23 protein-coding genes, 1 pseudogene and 1 riboswitch are annotated in these 25,424 nt (G+C 55.9%); of the genes and pseudogenes, 16 read left to right on the top strand and 8 right to left on the bottom strand.

Annotated elements, in window-relative coordinates; all coding sequences use genetic code 11:
* Positions 1-154: 154 nt before the first annotated feature.
* Positions 155-316, bottom strand: coding sequence for a hypothetical protein (locus JCM12296_RS37905; RefSeq protein ID WP_157067416.1), 162 nt, complete (start codon positions 314-316; stop codon positions 155-157).
* 29 nt (positions 317-345) lie between these two features.
* On the opposite strand from JCM12296_RS37905, the gene JCM12296_RS06565 reads away from it, so the two are divergent.
* The 8 genes from JCM12296_RS06565 (at position 346) to JCM12296_RS06600 (ending at position 10,959) form a co-directional block, all read left to right on the top strand.
* Positions 346-1,152, top strand: coding sequence for an FRG domain-containing protein (locus JCM12296_RS06565; RefSeq protein WP_054691168.1), 807 nt, complete (start codon positions 346-348; stop codon positions 1,150-1,152).
* Between the two features lie 217 nt (positions 1,153-1,369).
* Entirely contained in the window at positions 1,370-1,666 is a 297-nt protein-coding gene (locus JCM12296_RS06570; RefSeq protein WP_054691169.1) for an antibiotic biosynthesis monooxygenase family protein, read from the top strand.
* A 276-nt stretch (positions 1,667-1,942) separates the two neighbouring features.
* Positions 1,943-3,016 carry an LOG family protein gene (locus JCM12296_RS06575; RefSeq protein WP_054691171.1) on the top strand — a complete coding sequence of 358 codons (1,074 nt, stop codon included), beginning with the start codon at positions 1,943-1,945 and terminating at the stop codon, positions 3,014-3,016.
* 371 nt (positions 3,017-3,387) lie between these two features.
* A complete protein-coding gene (locus JCM12296_RS06580) occupies positions 3,388-4,710 on the top strand; it encodes a S8 family peptidase (protein WP_157067417.1) in 1,323 nt (440 codons plus the stop codon).
* The gene (locus JCM12296_RS06585) at positions 4,710-5,183 is read left to right on the top strand and encodes a hypothetical protein (protein ID WP_054691175.1); all 474 of its coding nucleotides are present in this window, start codon (positions 4,710-4,712) and stop codon (positions 5,181-5,183) included. Before JCM12296_RS06580 ends, JCM12296_RS06585 begins: the two co-directional genes overlap by 1 nt.
* Positions 5,184-5,244: 61 nt before the next feature.
* Positions 5,245-5,319, top strand: a riboswitch (cyclic di-GMP riboswitch).
* A gap of 133 nt (positions 5,320-5,452) precedes the next feature.
* Positions 5,453-5,965 carry a VPLPA-CTERM sorting domain-containing protein gene (locus JCM12296_RS06590; RefSeq protein ID WP_054691177.1) on the top strand — a complete coding sequence of 171 codons (513 nt, stop codon included), beginning with the start codon at positions 5,453-5,455 and terminating at the stop codon, positions 5,963-5,965.
* A 161-nt stretch (positions 5,966-6,126) separates the two neighbouring features.
* Positions 6,127-6,774, top strand: coding sequence for a hypothetical protein (locus tag JCM12296_RS41465; RefSeq protein ID WP_054691179.1), 648 nt, complete (start codon positions 6,127-6,129; stop codon positions 6,772-6,774).
* Positions 6,775-6,897: 123 nt separating this feature from the next.
* Positions 6,898-10,959 carry a CBM96 family carbohydrate-binding protein gene (locus tag JCM12296_RS06600; RefSeq protein WP_157067418.1) on the top strand — a complete coding sequence of 1,354 codons (4,062 nt, stop codon included), beginning with the start codon at positions 6,898-6,900 and terminating at the stop codon, positions 10,957-10,959.
* Positions 10,960-11,049: 90 nt separating this feature from the next.
* On the opposite strand, the gene JCM12296_RS06605 is transcribed toward JCM12296_RS06600, so the two are convergent.
* On the bottom strand, positions 11,050-11,850 hold the full coding sequence (locus JCM12296_RS06605) for an ABC transporter substrate-binding protein (protein WP_054691183.1): 801 nt from the start codon (positions 11,848-11,850) through the stop codon (positions 11,050-11,052).
* A gap of 375 nt (positions 11,851-12,225) precedes the next feature.
* On the opposite strand from JCM12296_RS06605, the gene JCM12296_RS06615 reads away from it, so the two are divergent.
* Both JCM12296_RS06615 and JCM12296_RS06620 read left to right on the top strand, forming a co-directional pair.
* Positions 12,226-13,287 carry a 3-oxoacyl-ACP synthase III family protein gene (locus JCM12296_RS06615; protein WP_054691188.1) on the top strand — a complete coding sequence of 354 codons (1,062 nt, stop codon included), beginning with the start codon at positions 12,226-12,228 and terminating at the stop codon, positions 13,285-13,287.
* Between the two features lie 371 nt (positions 13,288-13,658).
* Positions 13,659-14,210: a PEP-CTERM sorting domain-containing protein gene (locus JCM12296_RS06620; RefSeq protein ID WP_054691190.1), complete on the top strand. Its 552-nt coding sequence runs from the start codon at positions 13,659-13,661 to the stop codon at positions 14,208-14,210.
* A 22-nt stretch (positions 14,211-14,232) separates the two neighbouring features.
* Here the strand turns inward: JCM12296_RS06620 and JCM12296_RS43660 are convergent, their stop codons facing one another.
* The 3 genes and pseudogenes from JCM12296_RS43660 to JCM12296_RS43670 all read right to left on the bottom strand — a co-directional run bounded on the left by JCM12296_RS43660 (position 14,233) and on the right by JCM12296_RS43670 (position 16,339).
* Positions 14,233-14,877 carry an SCP2 sterol-binding domain-containing protein gene (locus JCM12296_RS43660; RefSeq protein ID WP_422698584.1) on the bottom strand — a complete coding sequence of 215 codons (645 nt, stop codon included), beginning with the start codon at positions 14,875-14,877 and terminating at the stop codon, positions 14,233-14,235.
* Positions 14,863-15,395: pseudogene (locus tag JCM12296_RS43665) on the bottom strand (SDR family NAD(P)-dependent oxidoreductase); the annotation flags it as partial. The pseudogene JCM12296_RS43665 and the gene JCM12296_RS43660, both read right to left, overlap by 15 nt.
* On the bottom strand, positions 15,386-16,339 hold the full coding sequence (locus tag JCM12296_RS43670; protein WP_246804035.1) for a MaoC/PaaZ C-terminal domain-containing protein: 954 nt from the start codon (positions 16,337-16,339) through the stop codon (positions 15,386-15,388). The pseudogene JCM12296_RS43665 and the gene JCM12296_RS43670, both read right to left, overlap by 10 nt.
* 206 nt (positions 16,340-16,545) lie before the next feature.
* Here JCM12296_RS43670 and JCM12296_RS06630 point away from each other — a divergent pair, with 206 nt between their 5' ends.
* Together JCM12296_RS06630 and JCM12296_RS06635 are read left to right on the top strand one after the other, a co-directional pair.
* Positions 16,546-16,905, top strand: a complete 360-nt coding sequence (locus JCM12296_RS06630) for a hypothetical protein (RefSeq protein ID WP_054691192.1) — start codon at positions 16,546-16,548, stop codon at positions 16,903-16,905.
* A 187-nt stretch (positions 16,906-17,092) separates the two neighbouring features.
* On the top strand, positions 17,093-17,953 hold the full coding sequence (locus tag JCM12296_RS06635) for a rhomboid family intramembrane serine protease (RefSeq protein WP_054691193.1): 861 nt from the start codon (positions 17,093-17,095) through the stop codon (positions 17,951-17,953).
* Between the two features lie 26 nt (positions 17,954-17,979).
* On the opposite strand, the gene map is transcribed toward JCM12296_RS06635, so the two are convergent.
* Positions 17,980-18,870 (bottom strand): type I methionyl aminopeptidase, encoded by an 891-nt coding sequence (gene map / locus JCM12296_RS06640; protein WP_246804036.1) that lies wholly within the window; start codon positions 18,868-18,870, stop codon positions 17,980-17,982.
* Positions 18,871-19,168: 298 nt separating this feature from the next.
* On the opposite strand from map, the gene JCM12296_RS06645 reads away from it, so the two are divergent.
* Together JCM12296_RS06645 and JCM12296_RS06650 are read left to right on the top strand one after the other, a co-directional pair.
* Positions 19,169-19,552, top strand: coding sequence for a hypothetical protein (locus JCM12296_RS06645; RefSeq protein ID WP_054691194.1), 384 nt, complete (start codon positions 19,169-19,171; stop codon positions 19,550-19,552).
* Positions 19,530-19,724: a hypothetical protein gene (locus tag JCM12296_RS06650; protein WP_054691195.1), complete on the top strand. Its 195-nt coding sequence runs from the start codon at positions 19,530-19,532 to the stop codon at positions 19,722-19,724. Before JCM12296_RS06645 ends, JCM12296_RS06650 begins: the two co-directional genes overlap by 23 nt.
* 66 nt (positions 19,725-19,790) lie before the next feature.
* Here JCM12296_RS06650 and JCM12296_RS06655 read toward each other — a convergent pair whose 3' ends face one another.
* Together JCM12296_RS06655 and JCM12296_RS06660 are read right to left on the bottom strand one after the other, a co-directional pair.
* Entirely contained in the window at positions 19,791-20,180 is a 390-nt protein-coding gene (locus JCM12296_RS06655) for a phage holin family protein (RefSeq protein ID WP_054691196.1), read from the bottom strand.
* 46 nt (positions 20,181-20,226) lie between these two features.
* On the bottom strand, positions 20,227-20,505 hold the full coding sequence (locus JCM12296_RS06660; RefSeq protein ID WP_054691197.1) for an integration host factor subunit alpha: 279 nt from the start codon (positions 20,503-20,505) through the stop codon (positions 20,227-20,229).
* A gap of 953 nt (positions 20,506-21,458) precedes the next feature.
* On the opposite strand from JCM12296_RS06660, the gene JCM12296_RS06665 reads away from it, so the two are divergent.
* Positions 21,459-23,564 (top strand): PAS domain S-box protein, encoded by a 2,106-nt coding sequence (locus JCM12296_RS06665; RefSeq protein WP_054691198.1) that lies wholly within the window; start codon positions 21,459-21,461, stop codon positions 23,562-23,564.
* Positions 23,539-25,236 carry a sigma-54 dependent transcriptional regulator gene (locus JCM12296_RS06670; RefSeq protein WP_054691199.1) on the top strand — a complete coding sequence of 566 codons (1,698 nt, stop codon included), beginning with the start codon at positions 23,539-23,541 and terminating at the stop codon, positions 25,234-25,236. Before JCM12296_RS06665 ends, JCM12296_RS06670 begins: the two co-directional genes overlap by 26 nt.
* Positions 25,237-25,424 lie beyond the last annotated feature (188 nt).

Raw genomic sequence — 25,424 nt, forward strand, 5'->3', positions numbered from 1 at the left:
CCGTTTTCAGTTCCGAAGAAATATTACCCGATGGCAGTCGCCATTTGACGCCTGCTGTCGCTTCCATTATGCTGGCCGTTGACGAGAATGTATTGCGGACCGCGCCGCTGCCTGTAGAACAGGGATCGTGAACGGCCCGGCTGATGATTCTCCTTCACTTGGAACCGTCTGTCATTTCCCGCATCCAAAAGGCCGTCGACGATCTGACGGCCGACCCGGCGCTGGCCTCATACCTGGCTTCAGCCCTTGACCCCATGCTGGCCCATTGGGCCGCGATGCGGTCGATGCCCATCCCTCCATGATTGCCAGGCCCCATGGCGCAACCCCAAAAACGGATGGAGAAAAATGGTCCAGATCGAAAAACACTGTAACGATGTCCGGGTGGGCAGTTGGTGCGAGTTGTGCGATCGCCTGTACGACAATTCCTGGCAGGATGTGCTGCGGCGTTTCCGCTCCAATTACGCCTATCGCGGATTGTCGGACAGCAGCTACGATTTGAAAAACAGCTTCAGCCGGCGTTGCGGCGCCCATGCGCACCTGGAGTATCACCTCTTGCGCAATTTCAGCAAATACGCCGAAGTACCCTGGACCGGAGACAATGCCTCCACCTGGCGCTGGGTTACCGTCGCCCAGCACCATGGCCTGCCCACGCGCCTTCTGGACTGGACCTACTCGCCGTTTGTGGCCGCCCACTTCGCCACGGCGGACACGGATCGCTTCGATTGCGACGGGGTCATCTGGTTTGCCGATTACGTGAAGATCAACAAACTCCTGCCCGCCCCCCTGGACGAAGAGCTGGTCCGCCAGGGCGCCAACGCCTTTACCCTGGAGATGCTCGAGCACGCCCTGGGTGAGATTAAGGGGTTCGATGCCCTGGGCCAGGACCTGGTGCTTTTTTTCGAACCGCCTTCCATTGACGGCCGCATTGTCAACCAGTTCGCTTTCTTTTCGGTCATGTCCAGTCCGACGGCCCGGTTGGACCAGTGGCTGCAACAACATCCCGATCTTTTTGGCCGCATCATCATCCCCAAGGCGCTCAAGTGGGAGGTCCGGGACAAACTGGACCAGGCCAACATCACCGAACGCACCCTGTTCCCGGGACTGGACGGTCTCGCCTCATGGCTCAAGCGCCACTACACCCCCCGGTCCTGATGCAGGGCAACGATATCCATTTGACAATCGGCCGGGTTCGTCCTTTAATTGAAGCATAGCTGTTTTGCGCCACCGTCCGCGCGCTTGCCGGTTGTGCTCACCTTGTTTTTGCGTTCTCCTCCTCCTCCGGCGGTTGCACCCCGCGACCGATGGTTTTCCGGCGATGGCGCCGGTCGGGCCCGGCATCGTCCCCTAACCGTAACCCAAAGGAGGCCCCATGAGCGTAAAAGTTCTCATCACCCGTACGGTTCCCGCCGACAAAGGCCGGGATATGCTGCAACTTTTCAGGGAGATGCGTTCGCTGGCCACATCCCAGTCCGGATACATTTCCGGAGAGACACTCAAGAGCCACGACCGGCCGGATGTCTTTCTGGTGATCAGCACCTGGGAGTCGGCGGCCGACTGGGAGGCCTGGCTGCTCAGCAAGGAACGGCAGGCCATTCAGGAAAAGATCGATGCCCTGCTGGGCGGTAAGACCCAGTATGAAGTGTTCGACTATCGCCTGCGGGCGTGAGCGGCCGTTTCCTACTGCTGAATGCCGCTTTGCGCCTGCAGACGGTCGAGGCGTGCCATGTGCCTACTCACCCATGGCGCTGGCGACGTTAGCATCATCTTGCCGACCACCGTCGGGCGCGCTTGCCAAACGGAGAAGAACGCTTACTATTATTGCGTTCATGCATGCGGCAAACGCACCCATCATCTATGTCCAAACGGATTCGCCACCCGTTGCCGATCAGGGCGAGCGGATCCGTTTCCATTTTTAGAAGCTGTTTGAAAAGGAACGGTGGTCATGTTCGACAGAGGTGAAAAAACGCCCCAGCCCCAGAAACCCGTAGAACTGCATTTTACCCGCACCAACGGTCCGGTGGACGATGCCATTGACCGGCTCATGGCCCGGGTGGGTGGCATCGTCCATCCCGACATCGTGCGGGAGATCATTCTGGCCAGCCTGAAGGCCGGCCAGGAGAATGCCGGGCGCATGGACCTCAAGCTGATGAACGTCTCCATGAAGGAGATGCGGTTTACCGCCAAGGTGTTCGGCCCTTACCGACAGGTTCGCAAGGTTACCGTTTTCGGTTCGGCCCGTGTTCGTCCGGAAGCGCCGCTTTACCAGATGGCGAAGGCGCTGGGACGCAAACTGGCCGAGGCCGGATTCATGGTGATCACCGGCGGCGGCCCCGGGATCATGCAGGCCACCAACGAAGGTGCCGGCCCGGAACACTCCTTCGGGGTCAACATCCGCCTGCCCTTCGAGCAGAAACCCAACCCGGTGCTGATCGGCAATCCCCGTCACATTACCTACAAGTACTTTTTCAACCGCAAGGTGGCGTTCCTGAAGGAGGCCCACGCCGTGGTGCTCTTTCCCGGCGGCTTCGGGACCCTCGACGAGGCCATGGAATCCATCACCCTGTTACAAACCGGCAAGCGCTACCCCATGCCCCTGATTCTCATCGACACACCCGACGGTACCTATTGGGAGCGGTTATTGGGATTTCTGGAGCATGAACTTTCCGCCCATGGATACATTTCTCCCGATGATTTCGGCCTCATCGAGCGGGTCACCCGGCCCGAGGACGCCGTTTCGCGGATCCGCCATTTCTATTCCCGCTACCACAGTTTGCGGTACGTTGGTGAGCAACTGGTCATCCGATTGGCCACGCCCCTGACCGATGCCGATCGCCAGCGGCTGGAGGAGACGTTCGCCGGGATTCTCGTGCCCGGCGGCGGGATGCGGCTCTCCGGCGCCCTGGATGAGGAAGTGACGGAAACCGATCTGATTGATCTTCCCCGACTGGTGGTGGATTTCAACAACCGCGATTTCGGACGGCTGCGCCAGCTGGTGGACGCCATCAACGCCTGCTGATGAGGCGATGGTTGGCCGGGAATAATGGATGGGTGTCAAACATGATCGGTGATGCCGAATCCATCCGCACCACAAAAACAACACATTTCTCAAACATTCGGCTAACATAATAATCGTTTACTCAAACGCGCGTTGCGTGAGTAGGGTGCGAACGCAAATCCAGTCGTTGCCTTCCTGAATCGTTAAATCCCAATCTGCCGGGAACTTTGCTGTCCGGAAACGGAAACAGAGAGCCCGAATCCAATGGCGTGTGCATTGGATTCGGGCTTTTTTATTTGCCTATCCATGACGCCTGCGCTGTCGGTCATCGTTCGCGTCCGGGATTTTTTTACGATTCATCCATCTTTAATTATCAAAAGGAGACGAATACGATGCATTCATGGTTGCCGAACCGCCGGGTTTTGACAATGCTGTCGGCTGTGCTGCTGGTGGCATGGTCCGTGACGACCGGCATCGTTTTTGGAGAAGAAGCCAATGTGCCGGATCGTACATGGCTTTATGCCCAGCCGAAAATCCATTATCCGGACGCCATTGAGGAATCGTTTGCTTCCGGGCGTACCCCCGTCCGCGTCATCGTGCACCTTGAGGCGCCGTCGACGATGAAAACCCCCGATTTGAAGACGGTTTCCCGACGTAAGCAAACCCGCCGCGCGATCCGCGCCATCCGTGAGCCGGTCGTGCAGCGGATTGAATCCGATGATGTAACCGTGAATCGCGAATTCAACTACATCCCGGCCATGGCAGTCAGCGTGAGCGCCCAGGGGCTCGAACAGCTGGTGGACGATGGGGATATCGCCACGATCGAACCCGATCGCATTCTGACGGCCCACACCACCCAGGGTATCGCCTTGATGCAGGCATCGGCCCTGGGCGATGCCTATGCGGGGGAGGGGGTGGCGATTGCCATTTGCGATACCGGGATCGACTATATCCATTCGCGGCTTGGGGGCGACAGTTTCCCCAACGCCAAGGTCATCGGCGGGTACGATTTCGGCGATGACGACAGCGATCCCATGGACACGAACGGCCACGGTACTCACTGTGCCGGCATTGCCGCCGGTGACGCGTCGTCAAGCGGCGATTATGCCGGCGGCGTGGCGCCGGGAGTGAAATTATATGCCTTGAAAATCACCACTGGCTTCACCGGAGGCGCCTATGCGTCGGACATGGTCGCCGCTTGGGAATGGTGTGTCTCCCATCAATACGATGATCCAGACAATCCCATTCTTGTGATCAGCACCAGTTTTGGTGTGGGCGGGTATAGCGGCAATTGCGATGCTGTATCTTCAGTATTGACCGAGTCGGCGGCCGATGTCGCCAACGCCGGTATTTCCATTTTTGCATCATCCGGCAACGACGGATATTGTGGCAAGATTGCCTCGCCGGCCTGTATCTCTCACGTGATTTCGGTTGGTGCCGTATTTGACGACAATATCGGCGGGTATGGCTTTTGCGTTGAAGAAGAATCCTGTGCAAGTAACAAACAGGCGTATACGGCCTGTTCCACAGGATATATTTCGTGGGCATATACGACAGCGGCAGACCGGGTGGCCCCATATTCCAATGTTTCTGAATCGCTCGACCTGTTCGCCCCCTCCCACATGGCCACCACCACCGACATCGGGGATGATTTCGTGGACGACTTCGGTGGCACCTCGCGGCCTGCCCCTATGCCGCCGGTCTGGCGGCCCTGATGCAAAGCGCCACATATGCCGCCACGGGGGAGTTTCTCACCCCGGACGTCCTCAAGGCACGTTTGGTTTCCGGCGGAGACACCATCACTTATGCTGTGGCCGGCATTTCAAAACCGCGGCCCAACCTGTACACAACCGATATCGATGCCGACGGCATGCCGGCCGGGTGGGAGGTCGCTTACTTTTCCGGCATCGAGCGTGATGGCAGCGGTGACTTTGACGGCGATGGGCTGAGCGACCTGGAGGAGTACCAGGCCGGGACCCTTCCCGATGACACCGATACGGACGATGATGGCGCCGGGGACGGCGATGAAGTGGCTGCCGGTACCGACCCGCTGTCCGCCGCATCCTATCCGATTTCGGTGACAGCCGTGCGACCGCCATTTCTTATGCTGGCGATTTTTTCACTGGTGGTGGTCGCCTCTTTTCTCAAGCGAGAAGAAAGCGGCGACAATCCCGAATGCCCCCTTTGAAAAAACAAACTTCTAACTGGGGCGTTACCAATTTCTAACAAAGTGGGGGTAAGAGCAAGGTTGTCGATAAAGCCAAACCCCGGGTGACCGGGGGACGGAAAACCACGGGTCTCCATGAGATCGCCGGGTTGCCGAAACGGTGGATGAGCGGAACTTCGCTGACCGTTACGGCATCAGGAAGCCCGAACCACGAGCAATTGCTCCCGGTTCGGGCTTTTTTTTGTTTGGTGAACAATCAACAATTTCTCAACGAATAAGGAGGAACACACATGCATCGGCCGCGGATATGGAGCTTGTTTTTAGCACTTTTAATCAGTTTGGTATTGGGTTCGGCGTCGGCTTGGGCGCACAGCGTTACCATCGATGATCCCTACTTAATGGAATTGGGTCAACCGGTGACGATTGAGCATTCGGATCAATATGACTGGAAAGGGACGTTGACCCTGACCGTCACCAACACCGGTGACGAAGCGTGGGGCGATTTTCATTTTTATCTGCCGGAAAGCGGCTCGGTGGTTTTTGGAGAAACTTCTTCCATGTCCGGTGTTTTGGGGTACGCTCTGGATTTTAGTGACTACGCGCTTGATTTTTATTTCTATGAGGATCCGATCGAAACTGGTGAAAGTGCGATGTTCTATATCTACACGGACAATACAGCTTTGCCGCATCTATCTCTTTTTAGCATCACCATGGAGGCTAGTCCGGTACCCGTTCCCGCAACCGCCTGGTTGCTGGGTGCCGGTCTGACCGGTCTCATCGGGATTCGTCGGCGTCAACGATAGGCTTGCTCATTTTTAACGAGACTTTGTTGTTGCCTGGTTCCCACGTTTCCACGTGGGACCCCTATAATCAGTTAGATGAAAGCCATTAAAACTCCCACCCAGAGCATGGCATGGGAGCGAGTTGTGTACAATCTCACGATTATCAGAATGAAAAAAAGGGGATGATGATGAAACAGATAATGATTCTTGTGGTCGGGCTGCTGTTGCTGGCTGGACCGGTGAGTGCCGCAACAGTAACTTACAGTTGGGAAGATGGGGAAACAATTTTAGGAAGCTACTCAGCCATTACTGCTACCAATGACACCACTATTGCTCACTCGGGCAATTCTTCCCTTGAATTGGTTGACGGTGGTGCGTCTGGTACACCTCAGGCTTATGTGGGCTGGGTCACCGGTCTTTTAGACGGTGACACGGTAACCGCCAGTTTCTGGGTTTATGATACCACGCTTGGCACTTCACCTTCTGGTCGTCTTTGGGGCCACTACACCAGAGATGTTACCGATATCAACAGCTATGTTGGCAGCCCGGGTGTTGGCAGTGACTACTCAGATGGTACTGGATGGAGCTACCTTGAATACTCTTGGACCTTCAATTCCGGTACTGACAACAACGGTTGGGTTATCGAAGCTCGCACTTATTCTGGACTCAATGACACCATCTGGGTCGACGACCTGACCATCATCGCTCCGGACTATGCCACCATTTATACAGCGGGGAGCACGACAGCTCCGGCCCCCGTCCCCGCAGCCGCCTGGCTGTTTGGCTCCGGCTTGCTCGGTCTTCTCGCCATTCACCGCCGGAAGGCCTGATTCGCCCGCGGTTGCTTTTTAACCGCTTTACGGGTCGCGGATCCCTTCAATGGCCCGCCGACCCGATACCATTGGTCTGAATGCCTACCGGTTCATAACTTCTCAATCTTTTAAAGGACGTTCATGATGCGATGCCGACGGCTGCTTCGTTCTTTTTTATTTTTTCCGCTGCTTTTACTATTCGCCAACACGGCGATGGGCGCCACGCCCGTGTTCATCAACGAGATTCATTATGACAACACGAGCACGGATACGGGCGAAGCCATTGAGATCGCCGGTCCGGCCGGCACCGATCTGACCGGTTGGCATATCGTTCTTTACAATGGCAATGGGGGGGCTGTCTACGATACGGATGCCTTGAGCGGGACAATCCCCGATGCGGGAAATGGCTTCGGTGTTGTTTCCCTGACATACGCCGCCAACGGCATTCAAAATGGTGCGCCGGACGGCATCGCCCTTGTCGATGATACCGATACGGCGGTCCAGTTTCTCAGCTACGAGGGGAGCTTTACCGCCGTGGGTGGCGCGGCTGACGGAATGACAAGTGTCGATATCGGTGTCGCCGAAGACGGCGCAACGCCTGAGGGCGATTCCCTGCAGCTCATCGGTACCGGCAGCGAATACGAGGACTTCGCCTGGCAGAGTACGGCGGCCAACTCTTTTGGCAACGTCAACAGCGGCCAGACCTTCGGAGATGCATCCAGCAGTGGCGGTCCATTCACCATTTTTCACATGAACGACGCCCATTCGCGGATCCTGCCCCATGACTTCGACGTGCCCGAAATGGACGACGTGCCGGTGATGGAGCAGGTGGGGGGTGCGGCCTATTTCACCACCAAGATGCTGGAACTCAAGGCGGCCGAACCCAACTCCCTGATTCTCGATGCCGGCGACATCTCCGAGGGTAACCCCCTGGGGGATCTGCGCGGTAATGGCGGCATAATCGATTTCTACAACCTGCTGGACACCAAGCTCAAGGCCTTGGGTGGCCGTGGTATCGATGCCGTGGTGGTGGGCAACCACGATGTACGCTCATCTCAAATGCTCACCAACCTCAAACCAGTTGCCGCCGGTGGACTGGCGCAGTTTCCGACCATCTCGGTCAACGTCTGCGAGGCTGGCACTACCACTCCGGTTTTCGATCCCTACGTGATCGTCCAGGTCAACGGTACCCGAGTGGGTATTCTGGGCTACACCAACGACGAGTCTTCCTACCTGGGCGACGACCTGGAGGGCGTCATCGAGGTGGTCAAATGCACCTGGGAAGGAGGCAGCGGCGAAATCAGCATCAAGGCGTGGGTGAATACCCTGCGTACCACGGAAAACTGCGACGTGGTGATTCTGCTTTCTCACATGGGCCAGAGCCGGGTGACTTCGGGTGATGATGCCCTCATCGCCGATAGCGGCGGTGTGGAGCCGCCCGAAGTGGTGGTTTCCGGCCACTGGCATACCTGGACCGAACGGGTCTGGCAGCCCAGCAACATGAACGGCAAGACCCTGGTGGCCGAGGCCGCCTCTTACCTGCAGTACATCGGTGAGTTGGACCTGGACAACGTGGGCGACTACGTCGATGCCCAGAAACATGTGATCCGCAACACCCAGATTACGCCGGATACGCAGGTGAACGCGCTCATCGCCACCTTGACCAGTGAGTATAACGCCACCAGCCCGCCTCATGCCCTCGATGAAGTCATCGGCTATTCGGCCATCGATCTTACCCTGGACAAGGACAAATGGTGGACGGTGAGCGAGTACCCCTGGAACGCCACCAACGCCGCCGGCGCCTGGATTTGCGACGCCATGGTGTGGAAGGCCGGCCAGCTCGGGTATCCCGTGGAACTGGCATTGCAGTCGGGCGGCGGCATCCGCCGGGACATTGCCGCCGGCGAGATTACCTACGTGGAGATCTACGAGGCCTATCCCTGGTCGGACGACAACATGGTGCGGGTGGAGATGACCGGTCAGGAGATCTGGAACTGGATCCAGACGGACTACGTGGGCACCTCCATCTCCGGCGGCTGGTTGGTGACGGCCCATGACGGTCGAATCACCGGCATTACCTACCAGGGCAATTCCATCGATCTGTCCGGCACCTACAATGTGGCCATCAGCGAGTACATGCACGCCCACCCGGAAATTTCACTGTCCGATACATCGCCCGAGGATGTGGGCTATTCCATCCGCGAGGGCGTGGTGGATTATACTGGCCAATACAGCACACCGAGCAACCCCATGTATCCTTCCGGCATTACCCCGCGCTATGATCTGAACACCGAGTTTGCCGGTGGGTTCAAGGCCGTGGTCACCATGATTGCCGATGACGAGAGCCAGCCTTATTTCGAGGAGGCGTTCATCCGTTTTGTGGAAGCCATGCCCGAAACCCTGACGCGACGCGAGGGTTACGGACTCGCCGACTTAGTCAACACCGACGGTTCCATCAACCTGGAAAACCGGTTCTCGGAAATCATGCTCTACCGCAGCCATCTGGGATTTCCCAATGGCGGCCTCCAGCCCGGTGACATCATCGAGGTGTGGGGGGAGGGCAGTTCCTTTGACGGCACACCCGAGTTTATCGACCAGGAAGGCATCTATGACAAAAACACGGAGTTCATGTTTCACGGCCACGACGAAGAGCTGGCGCGGCCGGAGTACCATCCCACCATCGCCTCTTTCTGGGATGAGGAACATGAAAACCATTATGTGAAGTTCTACGCCACGAAGGCCGGAACCAGTCTGGTTTATGATTCCAGCGGTCAGTCGATCACGGTCTACCAGCCGGGCGGTTACTACACCATGAGCCTGCCGGGCAATGCGGGGGATATCCTTCAACTCACCGGGGTCAATACCCAGGAGAGTTATGGCGCCGATCGCCGTTTTCGTTGCCACACGGCTGTGGTGGCCTCGACGGTGCCGGTGACGGGGTATCCGGCCACATCCACGGTCGGTGCCATCGACCCATACGCGCAGTCCGGTACATCCATCACCCTGTCGGCCACGGCCAGCGATGTTTCCGGCACGGGCACCGGCGCAACGCTCATGCCAACGGACGACGCCCAGGTGGTGGAGGGATATCCCACCGCCAATTACGGCAGTTCGGCCTCGCTCTACGTTCAGAGCGCCAGCGGCGGCTACCTGGACGAGCGCGCCTGGGTGAAATTCGATCTGGGCGGGGTGGTGCCGACCGGTGCGACCATCACCTCGGCGAAACTGAAGCTCTACTGCTGGAAAGCGGGCAGCGAAGACATGGATGCCGCTGTATACAGCATCAGTGACGATTCATGGGGCGAAAGCAGCATTACCTGGGATCTTCAGCCCACCTTAGGGTCTACGCTGAATACGGTGACCCTGGCCAAAGACCAGGCGGGCGTCTGGTACGAGTGGGACGTGACCGATTTCGTTACCGCCGAGGCTGCCGGCGACGCGGTTGTATCCCTTGTCGTGCGACCGGTCACCGAAGGCAGCAGCACCTATCTCACCTACACCTTTGACAGCAAGGAGTACTCCAGCGGTTCCCTGGCGCCGGTCTTGGAAATCCAGTGGGGCGATGGCAGCAGCGACCCGGCCCCGACCCAGGTTCAATTTTTCTACCGTTACGCGGCGGATGGGTTGGCATGGGGCGACTGGACACCCATCGGCACGGATACGGATTCGACTGACGGGTGGCACCAGATCTTCACCTATCCCCACGGACAGGGGCATTACGCGTTTTATTCCGTAGCCACCGATCTTGACGGTAACATCGAGAACACACCAGTGCGTGCGGACGTGCGGTGTCTGTTCAACAATTCCGCCAGCGTGACGGCGGATACGGGTTCGGCAACCCCTGATGGGGCGACAGGGATATCCTTGTCGCCTACCCTCAGCGTAGTGGTGTCCGATGCGGACGGTGCGGTTATGGATGTCTATTTCTACGACGCTGACGGCAACCTGATCGGCGTCCAGGAGGATGTGGCTTCCGGCACCACCGCCAGTGTCGTTTGGGAGGGGCTTGCCTCGGATACCACTTACGCGTGGTATGCGACGGTCGATGACGGGCTGAATACCACCGATTCGCCGATCTGGTCTTTCACTACCGCGGCCGCCAACGTCGCTTCGGTACCGGCGATAAATGCCTGGACGGCGCTTACCGTGGCAATCCTCCTTGCCCTGTCGGGCATGTTGGCGATTCGACGCCGGCCGGTATGACCGGATCAGATGAAGATGATCATGTCTAAGCGCCCGGCCCCCCACAGCAGGGACCGGCGCTTGGACGTTCATGGAGGGCGGGGATTCGGATCAATCGAGGCCAAAGGCCGTTTTCTGCCCTTCGAGCCAGCCTTCTTTATCGAGATCGCCGATGACCCGGTCCAGTTCGGTTTTGAGCGAGGTCTCGCCTTTGGGCAGGGCCAGACACTGACCGATGGTAACGGTTTTTGTGGTTACCAGGGCGATTTTGAGATTTTTCATGCGACCGGTTAGATCCTTGGCCTGCCTTTCCGGGATCAGCAGGAGATCGATGCGCCCGGCGGACAGGTCTTCTCCCGCGGTGTCCGCGCGCGAATACGTGGAGAGCTGGCCGTCTTTGGTAAGGCCGGTACCGATGAGGTTTTTGCGGATCCAGATTTCCTGTGGGGATCCTTCGCGGACACCAATATTCACGCCGGCGGCGTCCTCGGGGAGCGCCATCTGTACATCCACCTTGTCGGAGATGACAAAGGCGTCTTTAACGAAATTATAGGGGACGCTGAAATCGACGGCCTTGTCTCGTTCCGCGGTTCCCTGCATGGCGGCGGCGGCGATGTCGATTTGCCTGTTTTGCACGGCGGCGATCAGGGCGTCGAAAAGCATGTCCCTTATCTCCACGCCGAGCCCCAGGCGTTTGGCGATTTCACGAACCAGAGCCATGTCAAAACCGACAAACAGACCGTTATCGTCCACCGACTCAAAGGGCGGATAATCGGCGCAGGTGCCGACGATCAGCTTGCCGCGCGCTTTAATGGCGCCCAGGTAGCCCTCCTTGGCTTGTCCCGGCAACGCAACGGTCGTAACCAGCACCATTGCGGCAAGCGCCATCCAGGCCCTGTTTAACCGTTTCATCGTCATCTTTCTTTTGGTGCCTGTCAGATCGTCACTGCCGGCAGGCCTACCCGCATGTTCATGTCGGCGTGTGATTCCGCTTTTGAATGATGCTTCACCATAGCATCTTTCTTCTTCGTTGCAACGGTCAATCCACTTTTTCCGTTTATCCTGCCGGTCAATCCCGATATGGTATCGATTGCATATATAATATACTGAATTTGCATAAATAAGTAGCTTTTATGACGTGCTGTTTTTAAGTGGCCGCTTTGAACACGGACGCCTGTTGGCAGGCCTTTACAAAATTTTTACGATCGAGCATGAGATCAATCCTTGTATAATCGCCAACATTGGATTAATTTTTTCAGTTTGATAAATGCCTAAAAGAGGGGTGGAATGCCGAAATCGATCATTGTCTCGACCGGGTGCTGTATCCCGTCAACGATTGTTCCGAATGACCATTTTCTGGAAAACCGTTTTTATGACCAAACGGGCCAACGCCTGGAGAAGCCAAACCCGGAAATTATCGAAAAATTGTATAATATTACGGGGATCCAGGCGCGGCGGTACGTTGAAGACACAGTTACCACAAGTGATATTGCCTACGCGGCGGCGGTCCAGGCGCTGGAAGGGATCGATCGGGAGACGTTGGACTATATTATCGTGGCCCAGAATTTCGGTGATGTTCACAAGGGAAATATTCGTACGGACATCGTGCCGACCCTTGCCGCGCGAGTCAAACACCGGCTGGAGATCAAAAACCCTTACACCGTTGCCTATGATATTCCCTTTGGCTGCCCCGGATGGCTTCAAGGCATGATCATGGCCGATTACTACATTCGTTCCGGCGATGCCAAGCGCATCCTGGTGATTGGCGCTGAGACCCTATCACGCGTCTCGGACCCCCACGATGTGGATTGCATGATTTTTGCCGACGGTGCCGGCGCCACGCTGGTTGAGGCGGGTGATGGGGCCGCCGGCATCCTATCCCATGTGACCCGTAGCGATACCTATAAAAACGTATGGCTGCTGAAGCTGGGGCCTTCCTACAACACCCGGCGGAATCAAGACGAACTGTTCATCAAGATGGACGGCCACGACATCTACAAGTATGCCCTGAAGACGGTTCCCCTGGTGGTCAAGCAGGCGTTGGACAAGGCGGGTTTGGGGCTTGGGGATGTCAGTAAAATTCTCATGCACCAGGCGAACGCTAAAATGGATCACGCCATCCTGACCCGCCTTTTCCGTCTTTACGGTGAAAAAACCGTTGCCACCGAAATCATGCCGATGATTATCCACTGGGCCGGCAACAGCTCTGTCGCCACCATTCCCACGCTGCTCGACCGGTTGTTCAACGGGCATTTGGACGGTCACCGGGTTTCTTCGGGCGACAATCTTGTTTTCGCTTCCGTTGGCGCGGGGATGAACATCAACGCCATGGTTTATCGGATCCCCTGACCTCTCATCATTCGCTTTTGTCTGTTTTTGCGGCCTATTTGTTTTTGCTCCGATGGTGAAAGGAGGAAGGTCGCTGTTGTGTGTTTTGTGTTTATATCACATTGTGGCATGTATACCACAATGTGATAAGTTTTCTATGGTAAAAAATTACTCAATTCAACACCCCGAAGACTCCTCCGGCGAATCCCACCAGGATATAAATCTAATAATTCAAATGTGATGCCATGAATGTAGCGTTGCGTCATGCGTCCGGCATGCAATGTGCTACATTGTAGTACAAACGATCGGCGTGTTTAAAATGGAGCAAATGATCAACTCGGAGACGGCGTCTGCGCGGCCTGTCTCCATTAATGTTGAAACGAGGTGGCGCCATGAAAACCAGATTATTCGTGTTCATGATGTTAATGTTGTTATGGATGCCTGCGGGAACCGCGTCCGCGCTCTATTTTTCCGATACGCAGAGCCACTATGTCTGGTTTGACCGGACGATGCCGGCGTATACGTGGACCTTTGACCTTGATGCGGATGTGTTGGATTGGGGAGATATCAACCCCGCGGATACGATTCATTCCGCCTATCTGATCTTTGAAACGTTTGACAATTTTGACGGTGTGCGATTTAACCACCCCGAATACACGAATATCTATCTGGATCTGACGCCGCTCATCCAGGGATGGGAAGTCGACCCAGGCTACTGGTGGGCCGGTAGCGTGATCAGCGCAGTGGTCGATGATCATCTTCTGGAGGTCACATTCAACCGAACCTATGGGGATTTTGGTGTTTCTTGGATGACCGTTTTTGGGGATTACACCGATAACCCGGAAGGTGCGGCACCAGTCCCCGAACCGGCTACTCTTTTTTTGTTGGGCGGTGGTTTGCTCGGGCTTGCCGGGGTTACGCGCCGCTGGAAGCCGGCAAGGTGATTTTTGTGGCGGCGCACACGATTCAAGCCCGTCGGAACAATCGTTCGACAAGCTGCGATTTCATCAGGTCACCCTCAATTTTCAGCTTTCCAAAAGAAAAGGCTTGCATGGCCGGCAATTCGCCGGAAACCAGTTTCAGAAAATCGCCAGCGGCGATGTTGAAGGTACAGGTCGGTTGTGGGTGTTGTCCGGCCGACACGGTGCAGGTGGCATCCTTGATGGTGCAAAACCACTCGCCGGCACCATCGATGCGGTACTGAAAAACCACGTCCACGCCGGCAGCCGCTTCGGCCACGAATGTGCCTGGCATGGCGAGGAAGACGGCTTCGACCGATGTCTGTACCTTGCTGTCGGCCGGCCTGGCCGGTTGATCAAGGGCGGATGGGGGGACGAGCAAGTCGCCGATGAACGCATCGGCGCCGGGGTAGGTCTTTCCATCGGCAAGATCGGAGATGGCGGTGATGTTGGCCATGATGGCCTCAGGTGTGGGGACCTCTCCCGGTCGGGCCAGCATCCTGACCGGTGCGGTGACGACAGCCACGCGGCTATAATAGCCCATGGCGGCATTGAAGATATCCCCATTGGGAGAGCAGCGATCCGAACAGAGGTAAAGCACCAAGGGGGCGACAAACTCGGGTCGTGAGCGTTCAAGGACCTCGGGTGGCATCACATCCGCGGTGAAGCGGGAGGCTGCCACAGGTGCCACCGCGTTCACTTTGATGCCGTATCGTTCGCCCTCCAGTTTCAATGTATTCATCAATCCCACCAAACCCATTTTTGCCGCTGCGTAATGGGTCTGACCGAAGTTGCCATACAGACCGGCAGCTGAGGTGGTCATGATGATCCGGCCGTAGCGTTTGGCTTCATGACGGCAAAAGCCGGCCGGCTGACGTTGTAGGCCCCATTGAGGTGAACGTCCACGACCGCCTGCCAATCCTGCGGGTCCAGCTTGATGAAACTCTTGTCGCGCAGGATGCCGGCGTTGTTGATCAAAATATCCACCGTGCCGAAGGCATCCAGGGCGGTCTTGACAATGGACTCACCACCTTCGGCGGTGGCCACGCTAGCGTAGCTGGCCACGGCCTGTCCACCATGGGTACGGATCTCGGCCACCACCGCGTCTGCTGGCGAGGCAGACCCCTTGCCGGCCCCGTCTCTTGCGCCACCCAGGTCGTTTACCACCACCCGGGCACCCCGACGGGCCAGTTCAAGGGCGTAAATGCGTCCCAACCCGGCGCGGCACCGGTGACGATCGCTACCCGATCGTCAAAACGGATCTCATCTTGCGGCGTATTTCCGTACTCAAATTCACCCTTGTCGATAATCACCTGGTCGGTGTCCGTCGCCACCGTCCGCCATAGCGCCTTGCCTTCGCCAATTTTCCAGATTTGGGTCTGAATGGGAATGCCCGGATAAAGCGCCTTGGAGAAGCGGCAGGTCAGCCGGCGAACCTTTTCGGGGTGCCCGGGCGTCAATGCGGAAAGCAGTGCACGACAGGCAAATCCATGCGTGCACAGGCCGTGCATGATCGGCCGTTCAAATCCGGCCATGGCCGCAAATTGTGGATCCACATGCAGGTGAAAAACGTCGCCGGAAAGCCGGTAAATCAGGGGCTGGTCCGGCGAAGGCGTGGCATCGACGACGAAATCCGGTATGCGTGAAGGAAATTCGACGGGTACGGATTTGCGGTCCTTGCCACCGAATCCGCCGTCCAAGCGGCTGAAAACGGTGGCGATGCTGGTGAACAACTTCTGCCCGTTGCCATGGTGGGTTTCACTTTCGATGACCACCAGGGCGCCTTTTGCCTTGCCCTTGTCGTAATAGTCCACGACTTTGCCGGTGGTGATCAGGGTGCCTTCGGAAGGGATGGAATTGTGAAAAATCAATTCCTGTTCGCCATGCAGCACCCCTGCCAGATCGACACCCGCGTTGATGGTTGCCTGGGAGAGGACGTCAAAAATCATGGCCATGGCGAAACTGGGAATGATTTTCAGGTTTTTTTCGTAGCAATAGTCCAGTTCGGAGAACCCGGCCCCCACGCCCAACGCGTAAAGGACCGCGTCTTTCCAGGTGTAGTCACGCTTGAAGGGCCCGATGGGCCGTCCGAGCGCATGCATGTTCAGTGGCATGGCAATTTTCCTTGGCGGATGGCTTCGCCCGTTGAAGCGAAGATGATTGTGCGCGTATAGAGGGACAATTAGGCGAGCCGACAGGGATTGTCAACGGTTTAGGTCTTGGACAACCAATGCCGAAAATGAAACCCGATGGGCAGACACTTTACATTTTTATCAACCGCTTTATAATGCGGCCACCATATTTGAACAAGGAGAGATTGATGATCGATAAATTCAACGTTCCCAGCGAACTGTCGGGTTCTTTCAAGCGCATTGCCCGGCGGATTCCGGTGGACCTGAAGAAGGACGAGGAACTGGTCAGGACCATCGTGTCCTACCTGCAGCTGGGCGGAGAGCGTCTGGCCCGCCAGGCGGTTGAAGCGGCCAAGCAGACGCTGGCACTGGAGGTTGCCCAGCGCAAGAAAAAGGCCCGGGAGGAGGCGCTGATCCGCGCCGCGGAAGCGCGGCAGGCAGCGTCCGAAGGCGGTGAAGCCAGGGAAGACGACGATGATGATGATGATGATGACTTTGAAGATACTGACGTCGATGCTGGTGCCGACGATGACATGAAGGATTATTGAGAACACCGGTCACGGCAGGGGGCGAATCCAAAGCCTTTCATCCGTGTGCTCCCTGCCGGGTTGACGGCGCCACGCAAGCATGGGTCCCGTCGGCCCACCCCATCCGCTTTTCCGGCAATCGCGCCCGCGCAAGTTGTGAGCCGATGGCCCGCCGCCGCGATTACCCGACACCCGTTTTCAGGCAACCATGACAACCCTGTTTGAAGACCTTGATCAGCAGACGGCCGAGGCCTACCATCTGGTTCTTAGCGCGACCGGCATCGGTTGCCGCGTTATCCGTACCGAAGCGACTTTTTGCATCGATGTGCCCGACGCGCAGGTTGCCCAGGCACGGGATACCGTCGAACAATACCTCGCCGAGAATGCGGGCCGGATGCAAGAAGCTCCCAAGACCGTCGGCTCTGTTGCCGATGCGATCGATGTTTCCGGTGTTGGGGTGGCACTGATGCTATTGGCCGTCCATGCGGCCGTGGCAACCAGTGCCGCTCCCCGGGATTATGTGGCCGCCTTTGGTGCCCAGGCCGGGCTGATCACCGAAGGTCAGTGGTATCGCTGTGCCACGGCACTGCTCCTGCACGCCGATGCCGCCCATTTGGCCGGGAATATGGCCGGCATGGCCCTTTTCGGCGGGGCCGTGTCCGCGATGATCGGTAGCGGGGTCGCGTGGCTGCTGATTTTGGTTTGCGGCATGATCGGTAACGCTGTCAATGCCATGGTTGCCAGTGCAGGGCACCTGTCGGTGGGCGCGTCCACAGCGGTTTTCAGCGCGGTAGGCTTTTTATGCGCCATTCGTGCCGTCGATGCCGTACGTACCGGACGGGGCTGGAAATCGGTGGGTATCTTCCTGGGTGTCGGAGCCGGCCTGCTTGCTTTTCTGGGCAGCGGTGCACAGAGCGATCTGAGTGCCCATTTGTTTGGTTTGCTGGCCGGGGGCTTCGCCGGGCTCGTCTATGGCGGAGCTCGGTTCGCCGGCTGGGACCACGCGGGCAGGCGGCCAGCGGTTTTTTGGCCGCCGCCCTGCTGCTGTTGGCCTGGTTTCGGGGAATGACCGGCTGATCGAACGTCAAGGGTGAATCAAAGCGCGTAGGGGGTCAGGCTTTCCATTCCGGTTTCGGTGACCACCAGGGTCTGTTCAAACTGGGCCGAGAGGGAGCCGTCCCGGGTGACTGCCGTCCACCCGTCATCAAGAATGACCAATTCCTTGCGACCCAGGTTGATCATCGGCTCGATAGTGAAGGTCATGCCGGGAATCAGCCGGATTCCTGTGCCTGGTGCGCCATAGTGGGGAATTTGCGGCGCTTCATGAAAATCGATCCCCACACCGTGCCCCACGAACTCGCGAACTACCGAACAGCCTTGCGCTTCTGCGTAGATTTGGATGGCATGACCGATGTCACCCACCGTATGGCCGGGTTTGACCATGGCCATGCCCTCGGCCAGGCATTGGCGGGTCACGTTGACCAGCTTGCGGGCTTCCGCGCTAGGGCTTCCGACCAAAAAGGTTTTATTGGCGTCTGCGTAATAGCCGTCTAAAATCGAGGTGACATCCACATTGACGATATCGCCGTCCCGGATGATCCGATCGCCGGGGATGCCATGGCAGATTACCTCATTGATGCTCACGCACACGCTTTTCGGAAAGCCCCGGTAATTCAACGGCGCCGGCCGTGCACCGTGCTGAATGGTAAATTCATGCACCAGGGTATTGATGGCATCGGTCTTAATTCCCGGCTTGATTTCCGATTCCACCAAATCCAGGGTTTCGATTACCAATTGACCGGCTTTGCGGATACCTTCAATTTGATCGGGTGTTTTAAGTTGGATGCGATGGCGCTTGGCATACTGAAGGTCGGTCGCCTGGCTTGATATTGGCTTCCCCAGGCAGCATTTTTTGTATTTTTTTCCGCTGCCGCAAGGACAGAGAGCATTCCGGCTAATTTTGCCGATATCGGTTTTGTCTTTCACGCGATGTTTCCTTTACTGCAATTGGATGGAACGACTTTCGCATATGTAACCGAAACCATCCGAGACTGTCAAACGATAATGATAAAATCCATCGGGGACAAGTATTCACATGAATTTTAAATACCTCGCGATTTTTATGCGTGGGGACAATGTCTTGGCGACCCGGGGCGTTTGGTCCGTTTGTTGTTTGAGAACGGGAAAGGCTTGTGGTATGTAGCCAATCGCCGATATCGGATGCGTGACGCCGCTGTCATGCATTGACCGTAATACCGCTCCCTTTTTAGCATGGAGAACAGAGATGACCCTATCGGATCAGGAATGGGACCAACGTGTTTTGTGCAGCGATGGCAATTGCATTGGCGTCATTGGCGCCGATGGCCGTTGTAAGGAATGCGGCGCCCCCTACGCGGGCGATCTGCCCCTGCCAACATTCGATTCCGACAATGCTGATGACGATGACGTCGCCCCATCCACCGAGTTGCCGGCGGCAGAGGCTGAGATCCATCAGGCCGATGACGCCACTTCCGCCTCGGAACCGTCCACTGCGGAAGACGATTGGGAGGATCGGATCCTTTGCATTGACGAAAGTTGCATCGGTGTGGTTGGGCCGGACGGGCGTTGCAGCGAATGTGGAAAACCCTATCCCGGGAGAGGCGGCGATGACATCCCAAACGACCATTGATCCCCTTTTGGCCAGCGCCTTGGCCGATGCCGCGGATTTCGTCGGCCAGGTTACCGGTACCGAACCGACGCCAGCGGAACTTGCCGATGCCCTGAAACGCTATTTCGTTTTGAACGAGATCAAGGAACATATCCTGATGCTGCGTAGCGGCGCCACTGAGATCTCGGAATAGGTCGCTTGCCCGGGGCCGGCGGTTGCATGGGATGATTCTCGAAAGGGGAAGGCGAAAATCCTGCTTTTAGTTGCGTCCGTTCCTGCGGGTCAGATCGATGTACTGGACGGTTCCCCGTTCATTGATGAACGAAGTCAGCAGCCAGCTGACAACACTGATGAGCAGCGACCCCAACAGCGCGGAACCGAAACCGTTGACCACGAACCCGTGGATCACACCGGATGCCATCATCAACAGGATCGCGTTGATGGCAAAGGTAAACAGACCGAGGGTCAGGATGTTCAGGGGTAATGTCAGGATCAGCAGGATGGGGCGGAAAAAGGCGTTAAGGAAACCCAGTACACCGGCTGCCAAAATAGCCGCGGGCAGGCCGGCGACATGGATGCCGTCGACCATGTACGCCGCTACGAGGATGGCAACGGTCAAGAAAAACCACCTGACGATAATTCCTTTCATCGCATTTCTCGCAGGCGGGTCACGGGTTTGGTCTTGTTCTCAGCCATCAGTTGATTTTGTCCCGTAATTTACCCGAACACTTGAATGTCACCACCCGACGTTCGTCCAGCATCATTTCATCTCCCGTCGCCGGATTGCGGCCCTTGCGCTGTTTCTTTTCTTTGACACAGAATTTCCCGAAACCGCTGACCAGCACATTCTCACCGACTGCCAGAGATGCCTTGATGATTTCGAGCAGGGTCTCAACGGTCTCGGTCGCCTTGATTTTGGTGAGTCCGGTTTGCTCCTGGATATTCTCAACAATTTGCGCTTTTGTCAGACTCATTTGGGTCCTTTCCCCACAGATCTGCCACTCCATCCGATATTGGCCGAACCCTTTGGCATCGGGTATCCCTTGGCAGCCGGCAGATTGTCTTCGATTTAAGCTAACCATCTAAATTGTAAATAATAATTTTCAACCTCGATAGATAACTTGATGTCAGGTGTTGGCTCATTTGTCAAGAAAATCTAGTAAATGCGGTATTTTTAGGCGCTTGCTTAAAAAATGGTTGTGCACATCCACGGCATGATTGTGGTGAAATTGTGGCAGCTATTCCATAGAAAATATGTAATTAAGTTCCGATTTTCACTTTCAAGACGATTGCTGTAATGCATAACCATCCTGGATAAATATGAAAACAAAGTCGACGGATCTGGTATCAGATTTGTATGGCCGTGCCGGCAAGATTTTTCTATTGGTTTCTGTACCGGGTTTTTCTCTCTTTCTGTTCCGGCTCTATCTACGCTCAATTAAAATGGTGAAGACGACGGCATTTGGGAGGAAAACAGTATCGACCTTCTCAGCGATCCAGAAAACGCGTAGTACCGTTTCCATCCGTGAAAAGTGGTAATTTATTACATAATAATTGTAGCTTGGTTGTAACAAGGCATTTTCAGCATCGTTATTAACTACAGGAAAAAAAAGCGAATAATATTTTATGGAAATTAGCATGGATCTTGCTGAGTTCTGTGAACGTGCTTTCTCCGCTGATCTGCTTCCGGTTCATTTTTGCGTTGACCTGTCCGAAAGCGCCAAAGAAATATCCCATATCAGACCATGGGGTAACCTCTGGGGACGATGGTCAGGATTGTTCCGGCCTGTACCGTCGCCATGAATGCTGCAAGATGATGGAAATCGTGAAAAACACGGACGGCCCGACGCTCATATCGCTCAGACGTGGAATTCGGATCCAGCCATATCCGATAGCGGATTGAAACTGTAGCAGAGAAGATTTTCCCATGTTTTTTCACCGGGAGCATACGTTCCAAGGATTCCGAGATCGTCTTCTACTCACCGGCATTTTTTTGGGTGTCATCTACTGGTTCGTCGAAGCCAGCGTTCATTATTACTGTTTCGATGAAGGGCCTTTCTGGGAGCATGCGTTTCGTCCGGATGTCCATGAAACCTGGATGCGGGCGCTCGTGGCGATTTTGCTGGTCCTATTTGGCTTCTATGGGCAAAGTCTCATCAATCAGCGCAGACGTGCCGAGATGGCCGTGATTGAACGCGAAAAGGAGTCTTCACTGATCCTTGAAAACAATCCGGTCGCCATCGTCTTGATCGATACCGAGAGCCGTGAAATCGCCTACGTCAACACGAACGCCCAGAAAATGGTCGGGCTGCCCGTTAAAGGGATCATAGGAAATTCCTGTCATAAATTTTTATGCCCATCGGAAAAAGGCAAATGCCCGGTGCTGGACCTGGGCCAGTCCATCGATATCTCCGAACGTCCCCTGCTCAATTGCTCCGGTGACACCATACCGGTACTTAAAAGCGTGACCCGGGTGCAGTATCAAGGGCGGGAACATCTTCTGGAAGCGTTTTTGGACATTACCGAGCAACGCAGGATGCAGCAGGCGGTCAAGCAGGCCCACATTGAAATGAATCAGATTTTCCAGACGGCTTCGGTGGGTATGCGGGTCATCGACCGGGAATGCAACATTCTTAAAGTCAACCGGGCATTTTCGGAACTCACCGGAATTGATGCTGGGGATATTGTCGGCCAGAAATGTTACAACGTGTTCGCAGGCGATATGTGCCATACGAGCGATTGCCCACTGCGAAAAATTCTGGGCGGGGACACCCTTGCGGAATATGCGGTTAGCAAAAAAAGAGCCGACGGGTCACCTCTGGAGTGTATTCTGACAGCCACGCGTTACGAAGAGTCCAACGGTCATGTTGCCGGGATTGTCGAGTCTTTTAAGGATGTTACCGAATTGAAGAGCGTCCAGCAGGTGCTGGAGTCCGAGAGAGACAGACTTCACCGTATTCTTTTCCACCAGTTTGAAAGTGTTGGCATTATTAATGTCGATTTTGAACTTGAGTATCAGAATGACCTGCTTAAACGACAAACGGATGGATTGCAGACCTGCTATTGCTACCGGGTGTTCAGGAATATGGACGCTCCCTGTGCCGATTGCTTGATGCGCAAGGCGTTGGTTACCGGAACGATTCAGCGTTTTGAGTTTGACACCCGTGACGGAAAAAGTTTTGAGCACACATACACGCCATTCCTGGGCCAGGATGGAGGTAAGAAAGCGGTCGTTTCCCAGCGGGATATCACCCAGCGCAAGGCTTCCATAGCGGCGGCTCTCCGTTCGGAACATTTAGCGGCCATCGGGGAACTGGCTGCCGGCGTGGCCCATGAAATCAACAACCCTATCACTGGCATCATCAATTACGGTCAACTGATCGTCAATAAAACCAACGAAGGCGACCCGCTGAACAATATCTCCCACCGGATCATCAAAGAAGGCGACCGCATTGCCGCCATCGTGAAGAGCCTTCTCTCTTTTGCCAGGCAAGACAATGAGGGAAAAAAACTGGTCCACATGAAGGAGGTCATCGACGATTCGCTGACCCTTACCCGTGCTCAATTGCGTAAAGACGGGATCGAACTCGTCCTGGAGCTGGATGATAACCTGGTCCCGTTTCCAGCCAAGGCCCAGGAGCTCCAACAGGTGTTTGTCAATATTATCGGCAACAGCCGCTACGCTTTGAATGAGAAATACAAACAAACGCATGAATCCAAGCGATTGCTCATCAAAGCCGCAACGGTTGCCGACAGTGGCCGATCGGCTATTCAGGCTTCTTTTACCGATTGGGGGGCGGGGATCTCGCCGGAATCGATGGATCAGGTCATGCGCCCATTTTACTCCACCAAACCCAAAGGAAAGGGAACCGGGTTGGGGTTGAGTATCAGCCACCAAATTATCGAGAACCATGGCGGTAAACTGCGGATCCAAAGTGACTTGGGAAAGTATACGACGGTGATTGTGGAGCTTCCCGTACAATGCACCAACAAAATGGTACACGCTTATGACCCAAAAGATTCTGATTGTTGATGACGAAGAGAGCATCCGTTTCACTTTTGAGGCTTTTTTGAGCGAGGCCGGCTATCAGGTTACGACGGCATCCGATTATGAACAGGCGATGGGCTGCCTGGCGGATGACGATTTTGATTTGCTTTTTTTCGATATCATCATGGAAGGCAAGACCGGGATGGAGTTGTTGCGCGAAGTGAAGCGAAACGATTCCAATGCCCAGGTGATTCTCATCACCGGTGCGCCCAGTGTTGAAACTGCCGCGGAGGCGGTTCGCCTGGGTGCCTTCGACTATATTCTCAAGCCCGTTCGCCAGCAGGATTTGTTGAAAATGACCGATATCGCCCTGCGGCATAAACGCCTTTCCGATGAAAACGACCGGTGCCAATCCAATAAAGAAGCAATTTTCAAAAGCGTAAAGGACGGCATCGTGACCGTTGACGAAAAAATGCGCGTGGTCGATGTGAACCGGGCCGCCGTCGAACTTTGCGGGTTTACGCAAGATCAATCCCCTGGTGCTTTTATTCGGACGGTGACCCATGGGTGCGGCGGCGGCTGCGTGGAGGTGCTCAAGGAAGCCCTGGCCACCCGCAAGGCGCTCGCCCTGCGTCATGTCGAATGCCATCGTCGCGATTCGCAGAAACAGATCGTCAGCGTAAGTGCCTCCCCACTGATCGATCAGACGAATCATATCAACGGATGCGTGATGGTTCTTCGGGACGAGACCCGCCTTCACCAGCTGGAGCAAAACGCGGCGGGGAGTCGTGCCTTCGACAAAATCATTGGCACCAGTTCGGCCATGCAGCGTATCAAGGGGCTGGTCAAGGTCCTGGCGGATGTGCAAACCACCGTCCTGATAACCGGTGAAAGCGGTACGGGCAAGGAACTGATTGCCGATGCCCTGCACCGCGCCGGGGAGCGTTCGGACAAACCCTTGGTCAAGGTGAATTGCGGTGCCTTGAGTGACAGCATTCTGGAAAGTGAACTGTTCGGCCACGTGAAAGGGGCATTCACCGGTGCGGTCAGCGACAAGGTCGGGCGCTTTGAACTGGCCGATGGAGGCACCATTTTCCTGGATGAGATCGGTGATATATCCCCCAAGATGCAGCTACAATTGTTGCGGGTCATCGAGACCATGACCTTCGAGCGCTTGGGTAGTGCCAAGCCGCATCGGGTGGATGTGCGCGTGGTAACAGCGACCAACCGGGATCTGGCCGAGAAAGTGGCCGCAGGTGAATTCCGCGAGGATCTCTACTTCCGTCTGAAGGTCATGACTGTTCATCTGCCGCCGCTGAGAGAGCGACGGGAGGACATTCCCTTGCTGGTCTGTCACATGATAGAAAAATTCAACCGCAAGTTCGACAAAGCGATCAAGACGGTATCGTCGGATGTCGAAAAACTGTTCCGCCGCCATGTGTGGTCCGGGAACGTCCGCGAACTGGTCAATACCCTCGAGCATGCCTTTATCCTCTGCAACCAACATGTGATCACCACCGACCACCTGCCGATCGAAATGCAATCCCAAACGGGCAGCATCACCGTTCTCAACGGCCACGGAAAAATGAGCGAGGCCGAGGCGATCGAACAGGCACTTGAAAAAGCCGGCGGTAACAAGGCCAAGGCCGCCCGCCTGCTCAGCATGAGTCGTAAGACCATCTACCGCAAGATGGACAAGTACAATATCTCATTTTGAAATTTTTTCCTGAGAAGTACCTATCCTTTCCCCCCCATAGATTGTTCAGCCGCACGAGGGTCCGCCGCGTGGCGGACCCTCGTGCGGCGACTCACGGATTCCTTTCTAATTGCTTTCCCTCATGGCTCCCGGGAGCTGCGCCATTCGGTTTTTCGGCGGAATTTCTTCGGATGACACACTAAGGTGAC

The sequence above is a fragment of the Desulfosarcina cetonica JCM 12296 genome (genome assembly GCF_001311845.1).
GTDB lineage: Bacteria > Desulfobacterota > Desulfobacteria > Desulfobacterales > Desulfosarcinaceae > Desulfosarcina > Desulfosarcina cetonica.

Bases quoted from the DNA above. Each gene is read 5' to 3' on its own strand.
- JCM12296_RS41465 (WP_054691179.1), top strand. From the start codon at position 6,127: ATGATGATGAAACAGATAATGATTCTTGTGGTCGGGCTGCTGTTGCTG.
- JCM12296_RS06580 (WP_157067417.1), top strand. From the start codon at position 3,388: ATGCATTCATGGTTGCCGAACCGCCGGGTTTTGACAATGCTGTCGGCT.
- JCM12296_RS06585 (WP_054691175.1), top strand. From the start codon at position 4,710: ATGCAAAGCGCCACATATGCCGCCACGGGGGAGTTTCTCACCCCGGAC.
- JCM12296_RS06605 (WP_054691183.1), bottom strand. From the start codon at position 11,850: ATGAAACGGTTAAACAGGGCCTGGATGGCGCTTGCCGCAATGGTGCTG.
- JCM12296_RS06590 (WP_054691177.1), top strand. From the start codon at position 5,453: ATGCATCGGCCGCGGATATGGAGCTTGTTTTTAGCACTTTTAATCAGT.
- JCM12296_RS06620 (WP_054691190.1), top strand. From the start codon at position 13,659: ATGAAAACCAGATTATTCGTGTTCATGATGTTAATGTTGTTATGGATG.
- JCM12296_RS06635 (WP_054691193.1), top strand. From the start codon at position 17,093: ATGACAACCCTGTTTGAAGACCTTGATCAGCAGACGGCCGAGGCCTAC.
- JCM12296_RS06600 (WP_157067418.1), top strand. From the start codon at position 6,898: ATGATGCGATGCCGACGGCTGCTTCGTTCTTTTTTATTTTTTCCGCTG.
- JCM12296_RS06660 (WP_054691197.1), bottom strand. From the start codon at position 20,505: ATGAGTCTGACAAAAGCGCAAATTGTTGAGAATATCCAGGAGCAAACC.
- JCM12296_RS06615 (WP_054691188.1), top strand. From the start codon at position 12,226: ATGCCGAAATCGATCATTGTCTCGACCGGGTGCTGTATCCCGTCAACG.
- JCM12296_RS06570 (WP_054691169.1), top strand. From the start codon at position 1,370: ATGAGCGTAAAAGTTCTCATCACCCGTACGGTTCCCGCCGACAAAGGC.
- JCM12296_RS43670 (WP_246804035.1), bottom strand. From the start codon at position 16,339: ATGCCACTGAACATGCATGCGCTCGGACGGCCCATCGGGCCCTTCAAG.
- JCM12296_RS43660 (WP_422698584.1), bottom strand. From the start codon at position 14,877: ATGCCACCCGAGGTCCTTGAACGCTCACGACCCGAGTTTGTCGCCCCC.
- JCM12296_RS37905 (WP_157067416.1), bottom strand. From the start codon at position 316: ATGGGGCCTGGCAATCATGGAGGGATGGGCATCGACCGCATCGCGGCC.
- JCM12296_RS06665 (WP_054691198.1), top strand. From the start codon at position 21,459: ATGTTTTTTCACCGGGAGCATACGTTCCAAGGATTCCGAGATCGTCTT.
- JCM12296_RS06650 (WP_054691195.1), top strand. From the start codon at position 19,530: ATGACATCCCAAACGACCATTGATCCCCTTTTGGCCAGCGCCTTGGCC.
- JCM12296_RS06565 (WP_054691168.1), top strand. From the start codon at position 346: ATGGTCCAGATCGAAAAACACTGTAACGATGTCCGGGTGGGCAGTTGG.
- JCM12296_RS06630 (WP_054691192.1), top strand. From the start codon at position 16,546: ATGATCGATAAATTCAACGTTCCCAGCGAACTGTCGGGTTCTTTCAAG.
- JCM12296_RS06645 (WP_054691194.1), top strand. From the start codon at position 19,169: ATGACCCTATCGGATCAGGAATGGGACCAACGTGTTTTGTGCAGCGAT.
- JCM12296_RS06655 (WP_054691196.1), bottom strand. From the start codon at position 20,180: ATGAAAGGAATTATCGTCAGGTGGTTTTTCTTGACCGTTGCCATCCTC.
- JCM12296_RS06575 (WP_054691171.1), top strand. From the start codon at position 1,943: ATGTTCGACAGAGGTGAAAAAACGCCCCAGCCCCAGAAACCCGTAGAA.
- JCM12296_RS06670 (WP_054691199.1), top strand. From the start codon at position 23,539: ATGACCCAAAAGATTCTGATTGTTGATGACGAAGAGAGCATCCGTTTC.